Source organism: Paenibacillus sp. Soil724D2, from assembly GCF_001427935.1.
GTDB lineage: Bacteria > Bacillota > Bacilli > Paenibacillales > NBRC-103111 > Paenibacillus_E.
The window spans coordinates 89,282-111,942 of sequence record NZ_LMRY01000015.1 but is presented as its reverse complement, the minus strand read 5'-3'; the positions used below and the strand labels follow the sequence as shown (position 1 = coordinate 111,942).

17 protein-coding genes and 1 riboswitch are annotated in these 22,661 nt (G+C 45.2%); of the genes, 5 read left to right on the top strand and 12 right to left on the bottom strand.

Going from position 1 to position 22,661, the window contains the following annotated elements; all coding sequences use genetic code 11:
- Positions 1–325 precede the first annotated feature (325 nt).
- The 9 genes from ASG85_RS16400 to bcp form a co-directional block, all read right to left on the bottom strand.
- Positions 326–1,729: an NCS2 family permease gene (locus tag ASG85_RS16400; protein ID WP_060646962.1), complete on the bottom strand. Its 1,404-nt coding sequence runs from the start codon at positions 1,727–1,729 to the stop codon at positions 326–328.
- Positions 1,730–1,957: 228 nt separating this feature from the next.
- Positions 1,958–2,058: riboswitch (purine riboswitch) on the bottom strand.
- Between the two features lie 94 nt (positions 2,059–2,152).
- Positions 2,153–3,691, bottom strand: a complete 1,539-nt coding sequence (guaA, locus tag ASG85_RS16395; RefSeq protein WP_060646960.1) for a glutamine-hydrolyzing GMP synthase — start codon at positions 3,689–3,691, stop codon at positions 2,153–2,155.
- Positions 3,692–3,803: 112 nt separating this feature from the next.
- Entirely contained in the window at positions 3,804–6,320 is a 2,517-nt protein-coding gene (locus ASG85_RS16390; protein WP_162257267.1) for a transglutaminase-like domain-containing protein, read from the bottom strand.
- Complete coding sequence (locus ASG85_RS16385; RefSeq protein WP_060646956.1) at positions 6,307–7,521, bottom strand: DUF58 domain-containing protein; 1,215 nt, start codon at positions 7,519–7,521, stop codon at positions 6,307–6,309. The genes ASG85_RS16390 and ASG85_RS16385 overlap by 14 nt, the downstream gene beginning before the upstream one ends.
- 8 nt (positions 7,522–7,529) lie before the next feature.
- On the bottom strand, positions 7,530–8,507 hold the full coding sequence (locus ASG85_RS16380) for an AAA family ATPase (protein ID WP_057303511.1): 978 nt from the start codon (positions 8,505–8,507) through the stop codon (positions 7,530–7,532).
- 64 nt (positions 8,508–8,571) lie between these two features.
- Positions 8,572–10,014 carry a polysaccharide deacetylase gene (locus ASG85_RS16375; protein WP_057303510.1) on the bottom strand — a complete coding sequence of 481 codons (1,443 nt, stop codon included), beginning with the start codon at positions 10,012–10,014 and terminating at the stop codon, positions 8,572–8,574.
- 157 nt (positions 10,015–10,171) lie between these two features.
- On the bottom strand, positions 10,172–11,413 hold the full coding sequence (locus tag ASG85_RS16370; RefSeq protein WP_060646954.1) for an MFS transporter: 1,242 nt from the start codon (positions 11,411–11,413) through the stop codon (positions 10,172–10,174).
- A 489-nt stretch (positions 11,414–11,902) separates the two neighbouring features.
- Positions 11,903–13,252: a PepSY domain-containing protein gene (locus tag ASG85_RS16365; protein ID WP_060646952.1), complete on the bottom strand. Its 1,350-nt coding sequence runs from the start codon at positions 13,250–13,252 to the stop codon at positions 11,903–11,905.
- Between the two features lie 85 nt (positions 13,253–13,337).
- The gene (bcp, locus tag ASG85_RS16360) at positions 13,338–13,835 is read right to left on the bottom strand and encodes a thioredoxin-dependent thiol peroxidase (protein WP_057303507.1); all 498 of its coding nucleotides are present in this window, start codon (positions 13,833–13,835) and stop codon (positions 13,338–13,340) included.
- A gap of 141 nt (positions 13,836–13,976) precedes the next feature.
- On the opposite strand from bcp, the gene ASG85_RS16355 reads away from it, so the two are divergent.
- The 5 genes from ASG85_RS16355 (at position 13,977) to ASG85_RS16335 (ending at position 19,011) form a co-directional block, all read left to right on the top strand.
- Entirely contained in the window at positions 13,977–14,384 is a 408-nt protein-coding gene (locus tag ASG85_RS16355; RefSeq protein ID WP_060646950.1) for a VOC family protein, read from the top strand.
- 131 nt (positions 14,385–14,515) lie between these two features.
- Positions 14,516–15,211 (top strand): response regulator transcription factor, encoded by a 696-nt coding sequence (locus ASG85_RS16350; RefSeq protein ID WP_057303505.1) that lies wholly within the window; start codon positions 14,516–14,518, stop codon positions 15,209–15,211.
- A complete protein-coding gene (locus ASG85_RS16345) occupies positions 15,204–16,214 on the top strand; it encodes a sensor histidine kinase (RefSeq protein WP_060646948.1) in 1,011 nt (336 codons plus the stop codon). The genes ASG85_RS16350 and ASG85_RS16345 overlap by 8 nt, the downstream gene beginning before the upstream one ends.
- A gap of 99 nt (positions 16,215–16,313) precedes the next feature.
- On the top strand, positions 16,314–17,075 hold the full coding sequence (locus ASG85_RS16340; protein ID WP_060646947.1) for an ABC transporter ATP-binding protein: 762 nt from the start codon (positions 16,314–16,316) through the stop codon (positions 17,073–17,075).
- Positions 17,065–19,011 (top strand): ABC transporter permease, encoded by a 1,947-nt coding sequence (locus tag ASG85_RS16335; protein ID WP_060646945.1) that lies wholly within the window; start codon positions 17,065–17,067, stop codon positions 19,009–19,011. Before ASG85_RS16340 ends, ASG85_RS16335 begins: the two co-directional genes overlap by 11 nt.
- An 82-nt stretch (positions 19,012–19,093) precedes the next feature.
- On the opposite strand, the gene ASG85_RS16330 is transcribed toward ASG85_RS16335, so the two are convergent.
- The 3 genes from ASG85_RS16330 to ASG85_RS16320 form a co-directional block, all read right to left on the bottom strand.
- Positions 19,094–20,080 (bottom strand): DUF3221 domain-containing protein, encoded by a 987-nt coding sequence (locus ASG85_RS16330; RefSeq protein ID WP_057303502.1) that lies wholly within the window; start codon positions 20,078–20,080, stop codon positions 19,094–19,096.
- Positions 20,081–20,327: 247 nt separating this feature from the next.
- Positions 20,328–21,227 (bottom strand): RNA polymerase sigma-70 factor, encoded by a 900-nt coding sequence (locus ASG85_RS16325; RefSeq protein ID WP_060646944.1) that lies wholly within the window; start codon positions 21,225–21,227, stop codon positions 20,328–20,330.
- Between the two features lie 40 nt (positions 21,228–21,267).
- Positions 21,268–22,545 (bottom strand): phytoene desaturase family protein, encoded by a 1,278-nt coding sequence (locus ASG85_RS16320; RefSeq protein WP_235549233.1) that lies wholly within the window; start codon positions 22,543–22,545, stop codon positions 21,268–21,270.
- Positions 22,546–22,661: the final 116 nt, after the last annotated feature.

Here is a 22,661-nt window from a genome sequence, read left to right as displayed (position 1 = left end):
TAATTGCTCATTTGCGTTGCTAGCGAGATTTTGCAATCTCTTTTTGAACGATTTCTCGTTCGTGCTTACTCACTCGTTGTTCAGTTTTCAAAGATCAATTTCTTTCGTTTTAATCCTTCGCCCCTCAAAGGCGACTTGATCAATATACCACACCGGCCTATTCGATTGCAAGAACTTTTTTTGATTTCTTTCGTTCTTTCATTCGACCGCCGAAGCGACAAGGAGTAATATAACAAATCCGCAAACTGATTGCAAGCTTTTTATACCTTGAAAAATATGGTAAAAAAAAAGCTCTAGTGCGTAATGCACCAGAGCTTGAATCTTTTTAACCTTGGCTTCCTATAAAGATGTAACGAGCTAGGATCAGAATCGCCAGTACCCACATTAACCAGTGAATCGGATAACGCGTCTGACTTTTACCACCTAGGTTAGCTGCTGCTGCCAAAACTACATACGAAACGATACCGAAGGAGATACCATTAGCAATATTGTAAGTGAAAGGCATCAATACAATGGTAAGGAAAGCTGGGATTGCTAGAACGAAATCTTGAAAGTCGATCTCACGAATGGATTGAACCATCAGAACACCAACCACGATCAACGCTGCCGCTGTCGCAGAACCAGGAACCAACATGGCAATCGGAGCTAAGAACAGGGCAAGCAGGAAACATACGCCTGTAGTTACTGCCGTTAAACCTGTACGTCCGCCTTCAGCTACACCCGCTGCGCTTTCTACGAAAGCAGTAACCGTACTAGTCCCAACCAACGCACCGCCACTAACACCAATCGCATCCACGAACATCGCTTTACCTACACGCTTGTTGCCCTCTTCTTTGTTCTTCATAATACCAGCGCGATTCGCTGTTCCAACCATGGTTCCGAATGTGTCAAAAAGCTCAACAAACGTAAATGTAGCAATAACGGAAACTATACCCGTTGTCATTATGCCCGCAAAGTCAAAATCAGCGAAACGAAGTTTGGACAAATCAGGAACCCATGTCGTGTCTGCACTAGTCAATGAACCTAGATTAACCATACCCATGAAATACCCAATGATTGTTGTAGCCAAGATACCGATCAAGATAGCGCCGCGCAGTCGAAGCACCATAAAGATAGAAATCAACAAGACCCCAACGATTGTTAAAATAACGCCTTTATCTTCTAATGAACCCATGTGGAACACAGTTTCAAATGAAAGTACATCCGTAAATTGATGCGCCTTAATATCTTTGCCGCTTTCTACCGCAACGGTTAAGATACCGCTGTTCTTAAAACCGATCATTGCGATAAACAAACCAATACCGACGGTAATCGCATGCTTCAGGCTGTCTGGAATGGCCACAAGGAGCATTTGACGGACTCTGGTGATGGTAAGAATGATGAAAATAATCCCCGAAATGAATACAGCTGCTAAAGCCATTGAAAACGTGAATTTACCTTGCGAAGTTAAAATGATGGTCGCGAAGTAAGCATTCAAGCCCATCCCAGGAGCTAGCGCAACTGGAAAGTTAACGAATAACCCCATTGCAATCGTCATTACACCTGCAGCAATCGCTGTAGCCAAGAAAATCGAAGTCCAGTCACCACCGGTAGCCCCCGATTTAAAAGCACTCAGAATGTCTGGATTTACAGCAAGGATGTAAGCCATCGTCATGAATGTAGTGATCCCCGCCATGATTTCTGTTCTTACTGTCGTGCCGTTTTGTTTCAATTTAAAAAAGCGATCCATTTTCCTACTCCTCCTAAAACGAATGTGGGGAACCAAGGATAAACGCCCTTGTCGTCCTATCAAGGACGAGCGCGTTTATCAAGGTTGTGCGAAGCAAAAGTATACATATATACTTTCTGGCAACAGCAAAAAACCCGGAATCATAATGCCTGATTCCGGGTACGAAAAAGGAGCTATCCATATGAGAGCTGCCTTCGATGTGTAAAGGTGCACGTAGAAACTCATACGGATTCCGTTCCTTTTTTTCGTAGCCAGATCATTTGCGGTGATCTCGTAGAAACTCTCAGGCCAATTCCCGAGATTATACGAAAAACTGTTATCCATAACACATTTTAGTCGTGAAATAACCTAATGTCAATAAAAAAGACGAACGATAAAGGGGTATATTTTCCCAAAACGTTCGTCTTTTGCTAGTGATTTATATTATTCCCACTCAATGGTAGCTGGCGGCTTAGAAGTGATGTCATAGACGATACGATTCACGTTCTCAACTTCATTAACGATACGAACCGAAATCTTCTCAAGCACATCCCAAGGAATACGCGCCCAGTCAGCTGTCATGCCATCAATAGATGTAACAGCACGAATACCTACGGTGTAAGAGTAAGTTCTTGCGTCACCCATAACTCCCACGCTTTTCATACCCGGAAGTGCTGTGAAGTACTGCCAGATCTCACGATCTAAGCCTGCTTTGGCGATTTCGTCGCGCAGAATGGCGTCGGATTCACGAACTATTTTCAGCTTATCTTCCGTTACTTCACCTAGAACACGAATGGCCAGACCAGGACCTGGGAAAGGCTGTCTCCAAACGATTGCTGCTGGAAGGCCACATTCCTCTCCTACTTTACGCACTTCGTCTTTGAAAAGTGTTTTGAGAGGCTCGATGAGCTTGAACTTCATATCTTTCGGCAGTCCGCCAACGTTATGGTGCGATTTGATCGTTTGAGCCGTAGCCGTGCCGCTTTCTACGATATCTGTATATAGAGTGCCTTGGGCTAGGTAAGTAAAGTCATCAAACTGACTGGATTCCTCTTCGAATACACGGATGAATTCGGTACCGATAATTTTACGTTTTTGCTCTGGATCGTCTACGCCAACCAACTTGCCGAGGAAACGGTCACGCGCATCAATTTTGACCACTTTCATATCGAATTTACCGACAAAAGTGTCCATAACGCTCTCAGCTTCACCTTGACGCAGCAAACCATGATCAATAAACATACATGTCAGCTGTGCACCAATCGCTTTATGCAGCAGAATAGCAACAACCGATGAATCCACACCGCCACTAAGTGCGCATAGGACTTTCTTGTCGCCAACCTCTTGACGAAGTTCTTTGATCATGTCTTCCACAAAGGAGGACATCGTCCAGTCGCCTACGCAACCGCAAACTCCATAAATAAAGTTATGGATCATTTCATTCCCTTGAAGGGAGTGACGAACTTCCGGGTGGAACTGTACAGCATGAATGTTGCGCTCACGGTTACTCATAGCTGCAATCGGAAGAGAATCCGTGCTTGCTTCTATAACGAAGCCTTCAGGCAGGACGGAAACGTGATCGCCGTGACTCATCCACACGGTTTGCTTGGATTCTAACCCTTTCACTAACGGGCTTTCATTCGTAAATGCAAGATCTGCCTTGCCATATTCACGCGTGTGCGCACGTTCAACTTTACCGTTCAGTTGGTGAGCAATTAACTGCATGCCATAGCAAATACCCAAGATTGGAATACCCAGATCAAAGACTCCTGCGTCAACAGCCGGAGCTCCTTCACCATATACACTCGACGGACCGCCTGAGAACACAATCCCCTTAGGGTTAAGCTCACGAATTTTATCAACAGTTGTATTGAACGGCAGCAGCTCGCTGTAAACGCCCAAATCACGAATACGTCTAGCAATCAGTTGATTATACTGGCCTCCAAAATCTAATACGACAATCATTTCACTCGGTTTACTCATTATCCGACCTCCTAGATTCATAGCGATTGAGTTTTAAGGGGCTCCCCTTGTCCACTTATCACTATTTATAGGTACTAATTTTAAACATTAGGTACCTAGGATGTAAAGGGGTTTAATGTGTCTTTTGAATGGCTTTCCAAATCGCGTTGATTTCCCGCTTCGTATAGGTCAGTGAATTGGCCGTATCATAACGGACACTTTCGTAAATCAAGGCAAATTCGAGCAGTGCTTGTTTCTGCCGTTGATCTTTGAAATTTAGAGTTGTGACATACTCTCGCACCGTCTGGCTTGCGGATTTTGCGCCGTATTTTCGAAAAAGCTGCATCCATAAGCGATCCATATAGGGTGTCATGGGGTGTGAATTGCCCTGCTTGCTTTGGTAAATTGGAAAATTCAGCCGCGTATTGACTAGGAACCCTTTTCGCCTAAGCAAAACGAAAATACCCACAAGAAGGAAACAACTTCCGATTAGAAAAATGAAAGCTTTCCTATAAGGCTTTGCAAAATTGACGATTCTATCCTTCGTTGCATGAAGCCACTCACTTGGATTGGTTGTAAACTTGGTAGGCGCAGGAATGTTCGTGAGTGAAGCCGTCATCGCCGCTTGCTCCATGGCAGCTGTCGTCAAGGTTTCTCTCGGATGATCGGATGAAACACCAGAGAAACCCGGTGTAGGTTCAAACGGCACCCAGCCCATAGAAGGAAAATAAACCTCCACCCATGAATGCGCATCTAGATTACGAACCATAACATCCTTAAGCCCATCGCTATCGCTTGATGCTTGCAGTGTCCCTGGCGCGAAACCTTTTACCCAGCGGGCAGGCACCCCGACAGAACGAAGCATAACGACCATCGAGGTTGAAAAATGATCACAATACCCTGTTCGGTCTACGAACAGAAAATGACTGACAAAGTCCTCATTGCGGCTTGGATGTGTTGGCTTTTCGAGACTATAGGTATAGGTATTGCTTAAATACTGCTCAATCGCAACCGCTTTGGCATATGGTGTCAAACGGTTCCCTGTCACTTGCTCTGCAATGCTTCGAACAGACCGCGGCAATGAAGCTGGAAGTTGAAGATATTCCCCTACAATGTCCGAGGGATAGCTGCCCGTATCCGTGTTAAGTATGGATGGATCTTCCTGCGCGGGCTGGACAGTTATTTTGTAATAAGACAAAGGATCCATAATCTCAGGCAGAGTTACTATACCATTAGATTTAGATGCAAGGAGGCTGCTCGGCGTTAGCGGTTTCTCCTTCTCACTCAAAAGCATATCAACACCTAGTAACTTCCCACCCACAAACAATTGGCGATTAGGTGACTTCGTGTCCCATAGAATTTCCTGACTCACAGCCCGACCTGTAACTGATTGATTAGGAGAAACGTAAGGCTCCAGCTTTTGATTGGGCTCGGTCCAGCCTTTGCCGTCGTAGAAGCTTTTGGATTCTCCGCGCCAGTAGGTTAATTCAGAGGTTCTTGCTGTGAATACCGGGGTCGTGTCCACCTGGAGTGGACCTCCTAAAGAAGTGTCGTCTTGACCGTATCCAGACCGAGCAAAAGCACCCTTTGCCCCCGTATCATCGTTGTAAAGTTCAAATATACGATCGTATAAATACGCCCAACTAACTGGTTTCATAAGAGGAGTAGGCTCCGCCTGCTTTGCCGAGTACCATCCAACACTAGCTAGCGCGCTTACAACGACCAAGCTGACTACAAACCATTGAAAAAAGCCGCCCGATCGAACCGAAGCAATGCCATAGGTTTGTTCAATTCTAGAGAGATTGAGCAGCGATAACAGAAGTAGTCCATACCCTATTGTGCGCATAATCCCTTGAACCGTATCCGCGCCAAGCACCAACTGTAAGAAGACAAGATAAATGAGCGTAGCAGCAACAAACCAAAGACTGTGCTGCCTCTGCAGCATGAGAGCTTGCACAACGGAGATCAGGAGCGACCAACCTAACAGAAAGAGCAGCGTTCGCATTTGACCACTGATAAGATCGAAATGAGCTTGAACGATGTGAACCATATCCTGAGAAATGATCCTCACCAAATCGATGATCCATGCTCCGGTTAGAAAGCCTTCACGGTCAAACATAAAACCGATGAAAAGCAGGATAATGATGCTTTTGGCTGTCCATCCCCAAGCATAAGGAACCTTGAAGCAGTCTATGGCAATGCAGATCGCAAATACGACGAGAATGGGACCGATTTGAATGGAGGCATCGGCCATCCAGGCTAAAGGACGAAGCCACTCCGAGAGCAGTAGGAAGAGCAGCAATGAGATTAGAATGTCTCGGAATAAGGTGTTGGTGATTGGCGATGATGACTGTGCGTTAGAGATGGCGCTTGTATGGAAGATTGGACTTGATGGGATAGCGGCTGCGGGCTCGGCGCTTGAGTGTGCAGAGCTAGTGCTTAAAGAGCGTGAGTTCGAAGTGCGAGAGATTACACTCGGCGAGTCTGCGCTGGTGTGTATAGAGTTAGTGCTTAAAGAGCTAGTGCTTAAAGAGTTAGTGCTTAAAGAGTTAGCGCTTAAAGAGCGAGACTTCAAGCGCGACGAGTCTGCGCTTGAGCGTAAAGGACGTGAAAGAGCGCGCGGCGCGCGGTTGGGTTCAAGCGGTTGCATCCGCGACACCCCCTTGCTTTGGCCACTGGCTCCGCGGGTGCGGCACTTCTGTGAAGCTGCAGCCTGCGGCCTGCAGCTGAGAAGCCCCCTCTCGCTCCGCGACCGAGAGGGAAGGCCGCGCGTGCACGTAGACCACGTGCACGGATCGGCGCCTGGTTCGCGCATCAGCAACCGCGCGCACCAACGCCAGGTCCAGCGTCGATGTGATGCACAGCATCGACGCATCCAGCGGCAAGGCCGCCGCCTCTTTCCTGACAAGGTCAGGAAAGGAAAGGGCGGGCTTGCCGCCCACGCTCGCGAGTACTTCGTACGCGAGCGTTAGATCAGGGCGAATCGTCGGCGCGATTCGCCTGCTGCCCGAGCTGCTGGCGAAGCCGCAGCTCTCGCGCCCGCCAGCGGCGGCTTCGAAGAAGCCCGCCGCTAGGGCGACGCCCTTCTCCAGCAGCGGCTGCGCCGCCTCAGCTGGACCCGCCGCAGGCGCCGCGTCGAGCAGCAGCATCCGCTTCGCGGAGGATGCTTGCTCGGGGTCTTTGGTCATCAACCGGCTCAGCCTGGCTGTGGATTTCCAATGGATGCGGTGGTAGGGATCACCGCTGACATAGTCACGAACACCGCTAATCAGCGGAGTCTCGGTTTTAGGACCACGGACGGTAGACACATCACCGTCCTCGGATTGAAATGTCATACCTGATCCGGTCAAAGAATCAGGTCTCGGATAAACAACACACCGATGAAGATCATCACGGTATGCTTTTCGAACAGCAAAGCCAAATAAATCACCGGTCACCGCCTCAAAACCCGCGAACCGATAAACACCTCGCATAAGACCCGTCATTTTATAATGGAGGATTAAAGCTGATCGAAACCCTGGGAAAAGCAGCTTGCTGTAGCTCAGCTTCACTCCGCTTCCTTCATGAATCCATGTATCCTTAATGATCATCCAAGGCAGCGGCAAAAACGTACGATGCCCAACTTGCAAAGTGATTGTTACGTCTTCACCGGATACGAAAACTTCGCCTGACAACTGCCGGCTAATGGTTAGTCCTTGTAATGCGAATACATAAAATAATCCAGCCTGAATCCATATTAATGTCAAACAAATTCCTAAATACCAAGCGGCAAATCCGCCTTGCCAATACGCCAAAACAATGGACAGCACACTTCCCACAACCAACAGCGTCGTTTTACCCCAGCTTCTCATAGTAGGCCCTACTTCCCCGAGACGTAACGAAGAACAGGAGTTTGTAAGGAGGCTAGTAAACCTGTCAAAATCGTATCCGCAGACTTGCCAGTCATTCGTGCTTCGGAAGTCAAAATAAGCCGGTGTGTCCAGATCGGCAGCACCAAATCCTTAATGTCATCTGGTACCACGAAGCTTCTGCCCTTCATATAAGCAGACGTTTGCGCAGCGCGCATCAAAGCGTAAGATGCTCGTGGACTTGCACCCAAGTACAAATCAGCATGCTCCCTTGTTGCCAAGGCCAGGCGAACAATGAAATCTTTTAACGTATTATCGACATGAATCATCGTTGCTTCTCTTTGCAATTGAACAAACTCATCCTGTACGATAACCGGCTTCAAGTGATCCAGAGGCTGGCGATCCTGTAGGCGATCCAGCATCAGAATTTCTTGCTCAGGTGTTGGATAACCAAGTGATAACTTCATCATAAATCGATCCATCTGCGCTTCTGGCAGCGCATAAGTACCTTCATAGTCCACAGGGTTTTGCGTAGCTAATAAAACGAAGGGTTTAGGCAATTCATAACTCACTCCATCAATAGTGACCCGCTTCTCTTCCATCGCTTCTAAGAAAGCAGACTGTGTCTTTGGTGAGGTACGGTTGACTTCGTCTGCCAGCACGATGGGTGTCATTAAAGGTCCAGGGCGAAACTCAAAATCATTCGTCTTCACATTAAATACAGACACACCGGTTACATCTGACGGCAATAAATCAGGGGTGCACTGAATTCTCTTAAACTCACAACCAATCGTCCTTGCCAAGGCACGCACAAGCATCGTCTTCCCAACACCGGGTACGTCTTCTAACAAAAGATGGCCGCCGCTCAACATAGCAACGAACGCTTTCTCTATCGTCTCTCTCTTTCCAACTATCACTTTCTCTACGTTCATGATCATCCGTTCCACAAGAGGCTGCGGCTGATCGAATATTCGGGTTTTCGACTGCATAGACAAGAAGCCTCCTTTATAAGGGTATGCTTCTAGTTTTTCCAGCCCTCTACTATTTTAGACATTACCCTCCCATGGCAAATAGAGAGTTTTTCAGAAGACTATCATTCTCTTTAAATATATAAAAAGGCCGTAATGCCACAGATACCTCTCGCTTATTAGATTCTATGACCGTATCCGTAATTCGCCCGCCTAGTAAATCTATGGTTTTTCGTAAAGGAACGATGATCTTACCGTCTTTGAAATCCATATCCGCTAATGAATAGGTAGCCACGCTATTACCTAGGGTATAAAGCCTGATGCTTCTAGCGGACAAATCATATTCCAAATCATAAACACCAAAATGTGCATTTGCCGTCTTCTTTTCAGCCAGCCATTCTACTTGCCCGCCCATTTTCTCTATGAGAAAGCGCATAGACATTTCAATCCGGTTAGCACGCAGCTGGTACTCTGGAGGTTCAATTGTAAAACTGCTGCCTCCGACCACATGTACTTGCAGCGGCAACACTGCTTGCGCGGATAGAATTTGTGCCGTTTCTTCTCTGGCTGCAACCGTCTGATTGGCAAGCTGCTGTTCAGCATCCTTCTGGTCTTGATCCGTCTGAATATGTGCTAAAGCATATTGATGCGTTTCTTTCAATAAGTCTTGGAAATGGGCCAAACTCATGTTTCTCGACCACTTCGGCTTACCCACTGGGAATTGTTTGGGCTTAACCTGAGAAGTAAGGGGAGCGAACGCGTAACCTAATTTTTTGTAATAGCTGATGACTTGAGGCAATACCTCTACCGTTGACTCATGCCCGCTGCCATCATGAAACAGGATGTTGATCTCGTGTTCGAGCGGTGATCCTTTAATCGTTTGCCAAATTTCATTCACAGGTACATGCGCTCTTTTGGAATCACCGCTGTCAACATTCCAGTCCGTAACGATATAACCTGCTTGATCCATCAAATAGTAGTAGTACGAATCGAAATTCGTATATGTACCTCCAGGGGCGCGCACCAATTGCGGTCTGGTATCAGCCAAACTGGCAAATATGTCCTCACTACGTTGGATTTGGTCCCAAAAGGTTTGGAAATCGCTATACAGCTCTTTATATACATGATTATAGGAATGATTGCCTAATGTATGCCCGTCTTGCACGATTCTTTTCACCAAATCAGGGTGTGCCTGAGCTTGCTCGCCAAGTGCGAAAAAAGTAGCTTTCACATTCTCTTTATCTAAAATATCCAGCACCTGACTCGTCAGCTTGCTAGGACCGTCATCAAAGGTTAAGTAAACGGTAGGCTGTTCCGGTGTTTCATACGTCTTCTCACTCTGCTGGCGCTTACCTGTTTTGAGCTTTTGATAAAGATCTTGCCCTTCTTGTGCTTGTGCGGAGTTTCCATCGCTCTCCGCTGCTTTTGCCGGAATCGTAAGGAAAAATAGAGAAACTAGTAAAAGGACTACCACCCAAAGTTGAACTCTTTTCTGCCAGTTGGTCGCACGTTGTACCTGAAAACGCATCCGATGATCCCTCCGCTTGTTCTATCATTTTGCTAGCTCTGATAGATTATATGGGAGAACGATCAAGAGTATGTCACTACAACAAAAACTACCCATCTCGGAGTGAGAAGGGTAGTTTCCTGTGAAAGAACCTGATCTGCCTTTGTTCAATTTATGGCTAAATTTCTTGCGGTACAGCCTCATTTTTCGTTTGCGTTGTCACATTAAACAAGGGCTTGCTGCCAATAAGACCTATGAAACTAACGACTAATAAGACTCCGAGCAAAAGAATGGCCATTCTAGCGCCTTGAAAAGAAACAATTTGTGTACAGATACCAATGAGTAGAACTCGCATACCCATCCCTACAGTGTTGAAAAAGCTATTCACACGACCGATCAAATGATTCGGAACCATTTCCATCAAAATCGTATTGCGCGCTACGCGGCTCCCCGCATTCCCCCATCCGTTCAACGTTTTGAACAGGAGAAAAATAGAGACTAGAGGGAATACGTAAAAGAAAACAATCGACAAACTGAAAATGACAAACGAGAGAATCGTCGTATAATATGAGCCCAAACGCTGCATGAGCAGCGGGACCGTCAAACCGGCCACGACAGCTCCGATGGCAAAAATCATATCGGCTGCCCCGAGAACATTGGCCCCACCATGTAGGACACTTGTGATATACACGGGGTAAAGGTAATTACCAACCATGACACAAAGGAATGGCATCAGTGCGCAAAGGAAAAACATGACCAATAGCGGTCTTGTTTTCAAATAAGCGAAGCCTTCTCTGATATTCGACCACATGGAGACGGCGCCGTTTGCCGTGACAGACCTGTTCTTGATATAAGGAATAAGCAAAAATAGAGCAAAGCCCAAAAAGTAAGTCATCGCGTCTGCTAGTAGAATCCACGCAAAATCAATATGATCAATCAGTAGACTAGCCAAGCCGCCCGCGATCATCGATGTGGATTGATTTTGGACCTCGAGGATGGAATTTAACGTTTTGTACTGCTCCTTCGAGAAGATCTCCTGTGTAAAAGCGAACTGGGTTGGAAAGTGAACGTTGTAGTACAGAGAACCACTAAAATAAATAACGATTAATTGCCACGTTTCGAAGTGGCCTGCACTAAGCCCCCATAGCGCAAATAGCAGCGTGACCGATCCGCCAATTACTTCACTGCCCAGCAGCATTTTCTTTCGGGAAATACGGTCAATATACACGCCGATATGCGGCGATAGGAAGAAAAGTATAATGGTAGATGCCAGCGTCGCGTAGCCATAGATCTCACTTCCCCCGGCTCGATTCACTAACAGCCACGGCACGCCGATCATGGTTATTCCTGAGCCGATCGAGGATAAGATGTTGGCTATCATGAGAAATGTCATTCTTCGGTCTTTGAGCATCATCCACATGTGAAAAAATCCTTTCAAGAACTATTTTCTTCTAAGTTCACGATATTCCAAGTTGTATTTTGTGCAACAATATATCTCCCCTCAGCCGGAGTAGCTTGATATTGTTGTACTTCGTACAACAATTTGAGCTAAAAACACCTAATTCTGAGCGATTCTCACCAAATTGTTGTACGCGGTACAATAATTTGCCTATTTGTCCAAAGAAACCGCCATATTGTTGCACAAAATACAACAATACGGCTAGTTAGGAACTTTATGAGAAAACCTCTATCGAGGCCATTCAAAGTTGAGCGACCGCGTTTAACGAGGAGAGACTTTGGTCTACGACCAAAGATCCCTATAAGCGGAGAGACTTTGGTCTACGACCAAAGATCCCTATATTAGGTTTTATCGCCATAAGAAAGCGGTTTTCGGGAACCGAAAACTTATACTTTCTTATGTGGTCAAAAAAACATGCCCACTGGCTCGAGCTTGACTCCTCTATCTACCCTATAGTAAAGCTTCAATCTCCGAAAGGACCATGATTTTACCCGTTCTGGCATCAATATATACAACCATTTTGTTTCCTGCTGGATAGACCGCTTCTACGACCCATCCATCATAGATTGACCTGTTCGTGTTGTCATGGAGCACCAGCCCCTTCTTGAAGGTTACTTTCCATTCGGCTTCAGAATCGGGGTCCGTTTCTTTGGCTATTTGCAATGCAGTCTTCTCATCAATTAGCAAAGGGGTATCGTTCAAAGCCTCCCTTAGGCTTGCACGGATAGCAAGAGCAGCCGCCTCAGCATAGGTTAGGTAACCGTGGACGCCGAAGCTTTGGCCGTTCCGTCCCTCCAAAAGGCCATCTCCGTAAGCAACCGCGATTTTATCGGAGTCAAAAGCAGCGCCATAATCTGCAAACGCTTGTTCAGCTTTCATTCTTTCCTCCGCAGTTGCGCTTCTTGGATTTTTCCCCAGCTTAGTTACTCCGACTACGGCTCTGTCCCGTAGTATTCCTCCGTCCTTATCATAGGCGAGCGTATACATAAACGCTTTCTCCTCTATATAGGCAGGTACCGGCAGCCCTGAAACTAGCATTTCATGCCACAAACCAACAGGAATATTGCGTTCGGCGTTCATCGGATCTTGAAAAGCACGACGCAGCACCTTAAGCATCGGCTTTGGAAGCTTATTGCTTTGGTAAGCTGACTCCAGCTCTTCGCTGAGCCAATGGTTTGCCGGTAGATCCGGCTTGGCATACGCCAATTCCCCCATTACCTTAAACATCATAGAAATGGCTTCGGCATTCGTCAGCATCTCGTTCGGCCTAAACTTTTCTTTCACTGAATCATCCAAAATGCCATGGACATACGCAATCTCAACCAGACCTCGCTGCTTATCGTTGATATCCTGGAGATCCAGCAGAGCTTTTGCAGGCTTTACTTCTTCTGCAGACCAGCTCCCCTTGAAGTAAGAACCGATCAACAGCTTTACCATCCCGCCGACACCATTTTCACGGGTAATTTCCGTCCCTTGCCCCAGCTCGTGAACATACATCCTGATCCAGGTATCACGGTCTTTTTCCGGCAAATCAACCGCCATTTTAAGAGCGGTCGCCCAATCATCGAGCAGTATGGGTTTATCCAGCTTGCCAGAGTCCAGCACATTTCGCTGGAATGAATCCCACTCTTTCTGCGTGATCGTACCTTGTGTCGACGTAATATCCCTATAAGGCACGATGTACTGCTTGTAATCCTTAAGCTCCTTCATCACCCAATGGGTTTCCTCCACAGCCCCGTACGCTGTACTTCCATATGCCATGAGAATAGACAATATCGAAACAATCAGCTTCTTTTTCATCGCTTTCCCCTCTTCACAAATGTTCTCCCTTGCAATTGATTAGACGAGTAATTTGTAAAAAAGTTCCATCATTCTTTGTGGCGTATTAACTGCTTGCATTCAATGCCATTACAGCGTCCAAAACCGATTGTACGTGATTCTTAATCCTCACTTTACTCCATTCCTTGACGATATATCCCTCTTCATCTATGAGGAAAGTAGACCGAACAATCCCCATATACTCGCGGCCATATAGCTTCTTCCATGCCCATACACCAAACTTCTCAGCTACCTGATGGTCAGGGTCAGAGAGCAGTAGGAACGGCAGCTCATATTTTGCAATGAACTTATCGTGAGCTTTCAGCTCATCAGGGCTAATTCCGATCACTTCTACGCCTAGCTGTGCAAACTTACCATTATAGTCACGAAAATCGCACGATTGTTGGGTACAGGTTGGCGTATTGTCTTGTGGATAAAAGTAAATGACAAGCTTCTTCCCTTTAAAATCCTGTAAAGATACGTTTTTCCCGTTGGATGCAGGTAGTGTAAATGATGGTGCCAGTCGCTTGGCTTTCTCTGTCTCAATCTGTATCTTTTTGCTCATCTATGTTCTCTCCTCTAATTATCCGGCTATTGTCTTTATTCATTATGCGACATTCTATGGGAGAACATCAAACAGATCTTATCCAGGCTAGCTTTTACAAGGAAAAATATGGTAGTTTAAAAAGGAGAGGAAGTGTTCTTAATGAAAGCCAACATATCCGTAATTACGATTCTATCGAATGACGTGCCTCATTTAGCTCAGTTTTATCGTGATGCACTAGGTTTTAAAATAATTGTTGATTCTGAAGAATATGTTGAATTCGAGAATATAGGGGTCCGTTTTTCTATTTGCTCAAAAAGACTAATGGCTGTTAACACCGATGGACATAGCTCCTTTTTAGAAGAACGTAAAGGTCAATCATTCGAGCTCTGTTTCCCCTGTGATTCACCGGAATTAGTCCAAAAAACGTATAGCGACATCCTTACCAAAGGTGCTATTGCAATTAAAGCACCAACTATTATGCCGTGGGGACAGACAACCGCCTTCTTCGCTGATCCTGAAGGAAACATTCACTCCATTTATGCAGACGACGAAACTTCTGATTCGTAACAATAGCAGAATAAGCTGCCACGAGTCGTCACAAATGACTTCGTGAGCAGCTTTTTTTATCTACGTAGCACAAGCCTCTAATTTCCATTACAATGAGGTTTAGAAATTCGACGCTAGTGGAGTGATTCCTAATGTTTAAGATCTTGCTCATTGAAGATGACGTAACCCTGTTTACGGAGATCAGGGACAGGCTGGCCAAATGGTCATACGACGTACACGGCATCATGGATTTTAGCCGAGTGGTTGAAGAGTTTATTGCCCTAAAACCTGATTTAGTTATCATTGATATTCAACTGCCCAAATTTGACGGGTTTCATTGGTGCCGAATGATTCGGACCCATTCCAACATTCCGATTGTATTTCTGTCTTCACGCGATCACCCCACTGACATGGTCATGTCTATGCAGCTAGGAGCGGATGATTTTATTCAGAAACCCTTTCATTTTGATGTGCTCGTTGCGAAGATCCAAGCCATTCTTAGGCGCGTCTATAACTACAACACGGAATCCATCAAGCTCAAAACATGGTGCGGCGCAACTGTGGATTACGAGAAAAATGCGGTTACGAATCAAGCAGGCTCGATTGAGTTGACGAAGAATGAAATCTATATCTTGAAAATGTTGATTGAACATAAGAACACGATCGTGAGTCGAGAAGAATTGATTAACAGCTTATGGGATGACCAGCGTTTTGTAAGCGACAATACCTTGACTGTGAATGTCAATCGGCTGCGGAAACGGCTGGACGAGATTGGCTTAGGACGATTTATCGAAACGAAGGTCGGTCAGGGTTACATCGCTGCAGAGGAGTCCCCTTTCCATGATTAAGAAATATGTTATGGAAAGGAAAAGCTGGATCCTGCTTTTTTTGCTTGGGCAAGGGCTGCTCCTTTTTATCGCTTATCTCGATTATGAGATTCCCTTCTCCCCTATTCTCTATATTGTTTTTTTATTTACGACCTTGTTTGTTATCTTTCTGGTAATCCGTTACAACAAAGAAACAAAGTTCTACAAACGGTTGGAAGAACGAGAAAACTTTCTCGATCTCGCAAGTATCGCCGATGCTGAAAGCCCGTTTGAACACATTGTCGAGACCAGTATGACGGGCCTGACCGAGCGGCTGAGTCAAATCGCCTCACGGCACCAAGTGGCGTTAGAACAAGAGAAAGACGAGCTGCTGTCCTGGATTCATGAAGTGAAGACACCTCTCACGGCCATGCGTTTAATGATTGACCGCTTGGATGATGAAGCCATGAAAGCTGCTTTAACCTATGAATGGCTGCGGATTCATCTGCTGCTGGACCAGCAGCTCCACCATAAACGTTTGCCCTTTATGGAGAACGACCTGTATATCGAGCACGTAGATCTTGAAGCTCTTACTTATATGGAGATCAAGACGTTGAAGTCGTGGTGCATACAAAAAGGAATCGGCTTTGACGTACAATTCGAAGTCACGAAAGTGCTCAGCGATGCGAAATGGTTAGCCTTTATCCTACGGCAGCTCTTAACGAACGCCGTAAAATACAGCGACAGCGACTCATTGGATATCATAGTAAAGAGCTTCCAGCAGCATGAGCGTACAGTGCTCGAGGTAAAAGACTACGGCCGTGGAATCAACCCAAAGGATCTTCCTCGTATCTTTGATAAAGGCTTTACTTCTACGACTTGGCATAAGGACAGCGCAGCAACAGGTATGGGCTTATATTTGGCCCAAAAAGCGTCACAGGCCTTGTCCATCCATATTGCTGTACATTCAGAAGAAGGCATAGGAACAACCTTTACACTCACCTTTCCACAACCAAATGAAACCGTCCGGATTACGGGCATGTGACAACATTGTCACATGCCTTTCTTCTTTGTTCGTTCAATCGAAGGAAAAAGGATGCGAAGCTTTTTATAATAAAGCTATCGTAGACGAGGAGTGAATAATATGAATATTTTGGAAGCAGTCAAAATCCATAAAAGCTATGGCAATAAACTTAATAAGCAAGAGGTGCTTAAGGGCCTGGATATCAGTATTGAAAAAGGGGAATTCGTCAGCATCATGGGTGCATCCGGCTCAGGGAAAACAACTTTGCTTAATGTACTCTCTTCCATTGACAGGTTAAGTCAGGGCTCTATTAAAATCGAAGGCCAAGAAATTACGGCCATGAAAGAGAAGCAGTTGGCTGAATTCCGCAAGCATCATCTGGGGTTTATCTTTCAGGACTATAACCTTCTGGATACATTGACTGTTAAGGAGAATATCCTTTTACCGCTGTCCATTACCAAAGCCTCGAAGCAAGAAGCCGATAACAAATTTCAAGCGGTAGCAACAGAGCTCGGCATTTTTGAAATTAAGGATAAGTATCCGGGCGAAATCTCAGGCGGACAGAAACAGCGAACCTCTGCCGCAAGAGCATTTGTTCATGATCCAAGTATTATTTTCGCCGACGAGCCCACCGGAGCACTCGATTCAAAATCCGCATCCGATTTACTTAATAAGCTTAATGAACTGAACCAACGGCGGAAAGCAACCATCGTAATGGTTACCCATGATTCAGTTGCCGCCAGCTACAGCAGCAGAGTCATCTTTATTAAGGACGGACAAATCTATACGCAATTATATAAAGGTCAAGAATCCAGGCAGGCCTTCTTTCAAGACATCATGAAGACTCAAGGTGTTCTAGGCGGGGTGCATAATGAGCATTAACCAGCTGATTGTTCAAAACCTGAAGTCTAACATCAAGCATTACTACCTATACGTGTTTGCCTTAATGTTCAGCGTCGCGCTTTATTTCGCATTTGTCACCCTGCAGTATGACCCTGCTTTAGACCAAACCAAAGGTTCAATTAAAGGTGCCGCGTCCATTCGTGCTGCTTCCATTTTACTTGTTGCGATTGTCGCCATCTTTAATCTGTATGCCAACAACATCTTTATGAAAAGGCGCAGTAAAGAAATCGGCTTATTGCAATTAATCGGAATGACGAAAAGCGCAATTTTCCGCATTCTTAGCACCGAGAACTTCATCCTGTATTTCGCTTCATTAATCGTCGGGTCGTTTATTGGATTTTCCTTGTCTAAGCTCATCCTGATGATTTTATTTCAAATTACAGGTGTTAAAGCTGCCGCTACGCTGCAATTTTCGTCACAAGCACTGATCCAGACCCTCGTTATATTTAGCGCTGTCTACTTGTTCATCATGCTTGTCAATTATATGTTCATTAAAAGACAGAGCATTTTATCGTTGTTTCGCGTCTCTACCTCAACTGAAGTGAAGGTGAAAAGATTGTCTACTTCGGAAGCCATCATGGGGATACTGGGATTGATCCTTATTTTGCTAGGCTACTACGTTTCCTCTAAGCTGTTTAGCGGAGATTTCATGACAATGGTTGCCCTCTTTTCGGCCATGATCTTCATTCTGGCATCCGTCATCATCGGAACCTATCTGTTCTATAAAGGGTCTGTCCGGTTAATCCTTAACGTCATCCGAAGAAGGAAAAATGGTTATTTAAATGTTCGCGAGGTCTTATCGCTTTCATCCATCATGTTTCGCATGAAATCGAATGCTTTGCTATTGACTGTCATTACAACCGTATCCGCACTTTCCATCGGTTTGTTATCTTTAAGCTACATTTCCTATTACTCTGCGGAAAAAACGGCAAAAAATAGCGTGCCAGCCCACTTTGCCATTACGAATGTACAAGATGCTAATAAATTTAAAGCAGCGCTAGATGCCAATCAAATCAAGCACAAGGATACTTCGATTGAGGTCGTTCAGGTCAAGGCCAATCTAAAGGATATCTTGGATTCCAATATGAAGGGTCTTCTCCTTGATCCGAGTAACATGACGATTCCTGTTGTCAGTGACAAGGACGCGCCATTCATCGATCTGACTTCAGAACAAACGATTTTTACCGGTACCAATGATCTATTGGAAAAATTTATGAAACTTAAAGATGCCGGCCAAATCCAATTTAGCGGACAACAAGTCGTTATTCCACAAACTTATTTGGGCTCTGAGAAGCAATACATGGTTTCATGGTACTTTTCGAATGGCGGTCAGCCAGTCGCTATCGTTGACGATTCGGTATTCAAGCGTCTAAAGCAAGATATGAATCCCACGATTCAAAAAGAGTCATCCATGTATTTTGGAATTGATATTGAGAATGAAGCGAAGCTTCCCGAAGCGAATCAGATCTTTCATGAGCTGGGCTTTGGTAAAAATAAGTCCTATGATTCCCGCCAAGATATGGCCAATGAGCAGAAAAATAGAATGGGACTCATTATGTTCATCGTCGGCTTCTTAGGACTAACCTTCCTTATTACATCTGGCTGCATCTTATATTTCAAACAAATGGATGAAAGCGAAGATGAAAAGCCGACGTATACGATTCTAAGGAAGCTTGGTTTTACACAGGACGATTTGTTAAAAGGCATTCAGATCAAACAAATCTTTAACTTCGGAATCCCCTTGGTCGTCGGGCTGATCCACAGCTATTTCGCCGTCCAGTCGGGATGGTTTCTTTTCGGAGCTGAGCTATGGACGCCAATGATCATTGTGATGGTGCTGTATACCGTCTTATACTCGATATTCGGCATACTCTCTGTTCTGCACTATAAAAAGGTGATCCGAAAAGCTCTTTGATTAACAAGAAAAAGCTGCTATGAATCGTGAAGACTTCGTGAGCAGCTTTTTTTATCATCGTATGCCACCTAAGTGATTCGGATTACATGTTCTTCAAAGCTATAACATAGTCGTTTAGTTCGGTTGTAACTGAATTTTGCTTATATTTAATGTTATCAAACGTTAGACTGGTACCATAATAAAACTTGTTATCCCCAATGGTTAATTCCATACCGTACAAAGACCCATAAATTGTTCTTTTATCATTGGCTCGTATAAGTTCAATTCTTTTCAATTTTGACGAAATATCTTCTAGAGACTTCGTATCTGTAATGGCCAGCTTTTTACCGTCGCCGAATCTGACATCGATTTGTTTAATGCCATTAAAGTCTGTCTTCATTAATGCTGAAAGTGCAACTGGCGTTTCATCTTCAGGCTCCACCACCTCAATATCAAGTGCTGTATATTGCGGAGGAGAACTTAGCATTACAGCTCCTGTAGTCCATATATGCAGCCAATCTCCTAGTTTAAGATCCTCAAACTTACTTGTACCGTTGCTGGTATTCGTTATGATCGTATCTTCATAGAGATTGACCCAGAACTTCTCTATTTTCTTGCATTCCTTATCAGAACAGGCTTCAGTATTGACAAGGAGCATCTTAGAATCCTCCCTATCTATTTCGGATATAACCCCAACCAACTCCTCCTCACTCGGTATAACCAAAGTTGTAATATCAAGTGAGAAACGTGACCCTATGGCCTTATAGATGGCTTCTTTAATCTGGCCTTTCTCCTGTAAGCTCAATTCCTCACGATGATTACCTAGCTTCAGAAGCTGGAGATGAAATGCACCATTGGGGTATTCACCCTCAGACTTAGAAATACTCATTGGCTTAACAGATAATTGTTTATACACATTTTCAAGATGAAATATTCGATCCTGCAAGTTTTCAGGCAGCGGAGCTGCAGGATTCGGGGATGGGAGCTCATAGACACTTTCCACCTCAGTTGGGGGAACGGCGACGTCACCTTGGTTCCCGATACTAGACAAACCACATGCAAATAATAGCAATAAGAGTATGGACTTCATCTATCAACTGCACCTCACATCTTTTTGATTCTTTACTACTTAGACGCAATTAATTTCCAATTGTTGCATAAAAATCCTTTTTACTCAAGATCACTGAGAGAAAGGCTTGGCGCTGGCGAGAACTGGCAGTAGTTGCAGTGAATTTCAGAAGCCAACTGATTTAAAGCCATTTGAGGAGTGCACAAAAAAAACCTTCCTCCGCATAATCCCTGAGAGATCATGTGTAAGAAGGTTGAGTAGTGCTGATTTATATATGCCTCAATTTGTCAGGATTAATTACGAAATAGATAGCAGCTATCTGGCCATCAACAACATGAAAGGAAATTACATTGTATGGTAGACCATCATCGTAAGCCACAATGCCCATTTGTCCATTCACGGTCGCTAAAGAATAACTGAAGCCAGGCGGCACTTTGGAAAGCAGGCCTGACATAAACATGGCGATCCGTTCCGCCCCCATAATAGGCTTAACAGCCGCTTTAACCTTACCTCCACCGTCAGAGTAAAGGACGGCATCCGTTTTGACGATGCTCAACAACTGACCGATGTTGCCAGATACTAAAGCCTGCACGAATTGTTCCACGACAGCTGAAGTTTGTTCCATTACAGGCTGCTTCTGCAGCACCTTTGGATCACCGCCACGATCTGGAAAGCTGCTAATGGCGCTTTTGGCTCTACGAAAAATTTGCCGGCAATTGGTACTGCTTTTCCCAACAATCTCAGCAATTTCGTCGTATTCGTATTGGAGTACCTCTCTCAGTAAGAATACCGCCCTCTCTACCCAAGACAGCTGCTGCAGAAGCAACAAGTACGCGGTCGAAAGGGACTCTTTTTGCGAATAATAGCGATCAGGTTCTGTCTGGTTGTCAGCACTCATTATAAGTGGTTCCGGTAGCCACGGACCTACGTAGACTTCGCGCTTTTTGCTGGCGGAACGCAGCTTATCGATACACCGATTGGTAACGATTTTGCATAAATACGCTTTAGGATTGTTGACATGCGCCAGCTTCGTCTCACTCACATATAGAAATGCCTCCTGTACAACGTCCTCAGCATCCATAACACTCCCAAGCATCCGATAAGCAAGTGAGAACAAAAGCGGTTTATACGATGTATACACCTGCTCGGAAGATCCGGCTAACTCCATATCGCACAGCTCCTCACTCTATTTAGATGATATGACAATTTTAAGCTAAATGACTTTCTTTTAAAATAGCCTCTGCTGCTCGTTTGGCGCTTGCCGCTGATGTGTCTGCGAGCATTTCACCATGACTGACCCAGTCCCCAGCAACGTAGAGGCCACGAATTCCCTGAACAGCCGGACCTGTAACCCCATCTGATTTACCTATATGCATATAGTCGTGAACAACTGTTATATTCGGTAGAAATTGTCTTGAGACAACTTCTTGTTCCCAGCCCGGATGAAGTGTATTCATGGTAGCGGTTAGCATCTGCTCATCTGCTTTAGGATCGCTTTCCCCAGGTCCGTTATACTTCACCAAATGCACAACCAATGTACCGTCATCACTTAATTTGGCACGGAAGGTATGATGGGAGAAAAAGATGGGTTGATCCAGAGCGATCGCAATATCTCGTCCGGGTACAGGCAGCTTCTTCAATCCTAAATCAAGGCATGCCGCTTTCGATGGACGGGCCTCATCCTTCCACCGTTTCAGCACCGTGTGATCGGCATCACGAACGAGCTTGTAGGTCTCAGAAGCGGACGCAGTGCTGATCACGTTTGAGATTTCTATATATTCCTCATCGGCAAGCTTAAGCTTTTGAATTTTGCCATCCTCATGCATGATCTCCTTCACGTCTTTGCCGCTAATGATATGCACTCCTGCTTGAACCGCTTTGTCGTGCAGCTGATCCACGAGCGTCTGCCAGCCGCCATGAAGGTATAGTACTCCCTTAAGTGAACGCTGTACTTGTGCAAGCACAGGGCCCGCCAGCTGATAGTCGGGATCGTGCGTGTATGTGGCGGTTCTGCAGAGAGCATAGAAAATATGACGTACCATCGGATCAGGAATCTCACCTTCAGCCCAATCCCTCAAGGTTGAATGCTTTAATGTGGTTGAGTCGATTTTGTTCAACTTCATCACCAGTCGCAGGAGAGTCATTTTGCCAGACCATGATAGAAGCTTAGATGATAACATAGTCATCGGACTCGCTGGCATAGGAAGAATGTGATTGTTCCAGATGGCGTTCACTTTGGATGAAGGCGCCCCCCCATCTATGCGAACTCCAAGCTCTTGTAAAATCGAGTACGCTTTCCCAGCGCGGTATAATGCATGCCCGCCTAAGTTAAAGAAAACACCATTTTTCTTATTCGTGATGGCCCTGCCTCCCAAGCGCCCCGACTTCTCCAAAATAACCACTTTATTTCCACCCTTAGCTAATTCGATGGCCGCAATTAATCCAGCTAAGCCTCCACCAATAATCGCTGTATCGTATTTTCTCATGTTCATCACCCTCCGTTTTCGCTTTTCATTTATAAGGCGAAATAAGGATGTGTTTTGTGACAGATACGGCTTCAAAACCAAACTTTCTTTGTGGATATCTATATCTGTGGATATGT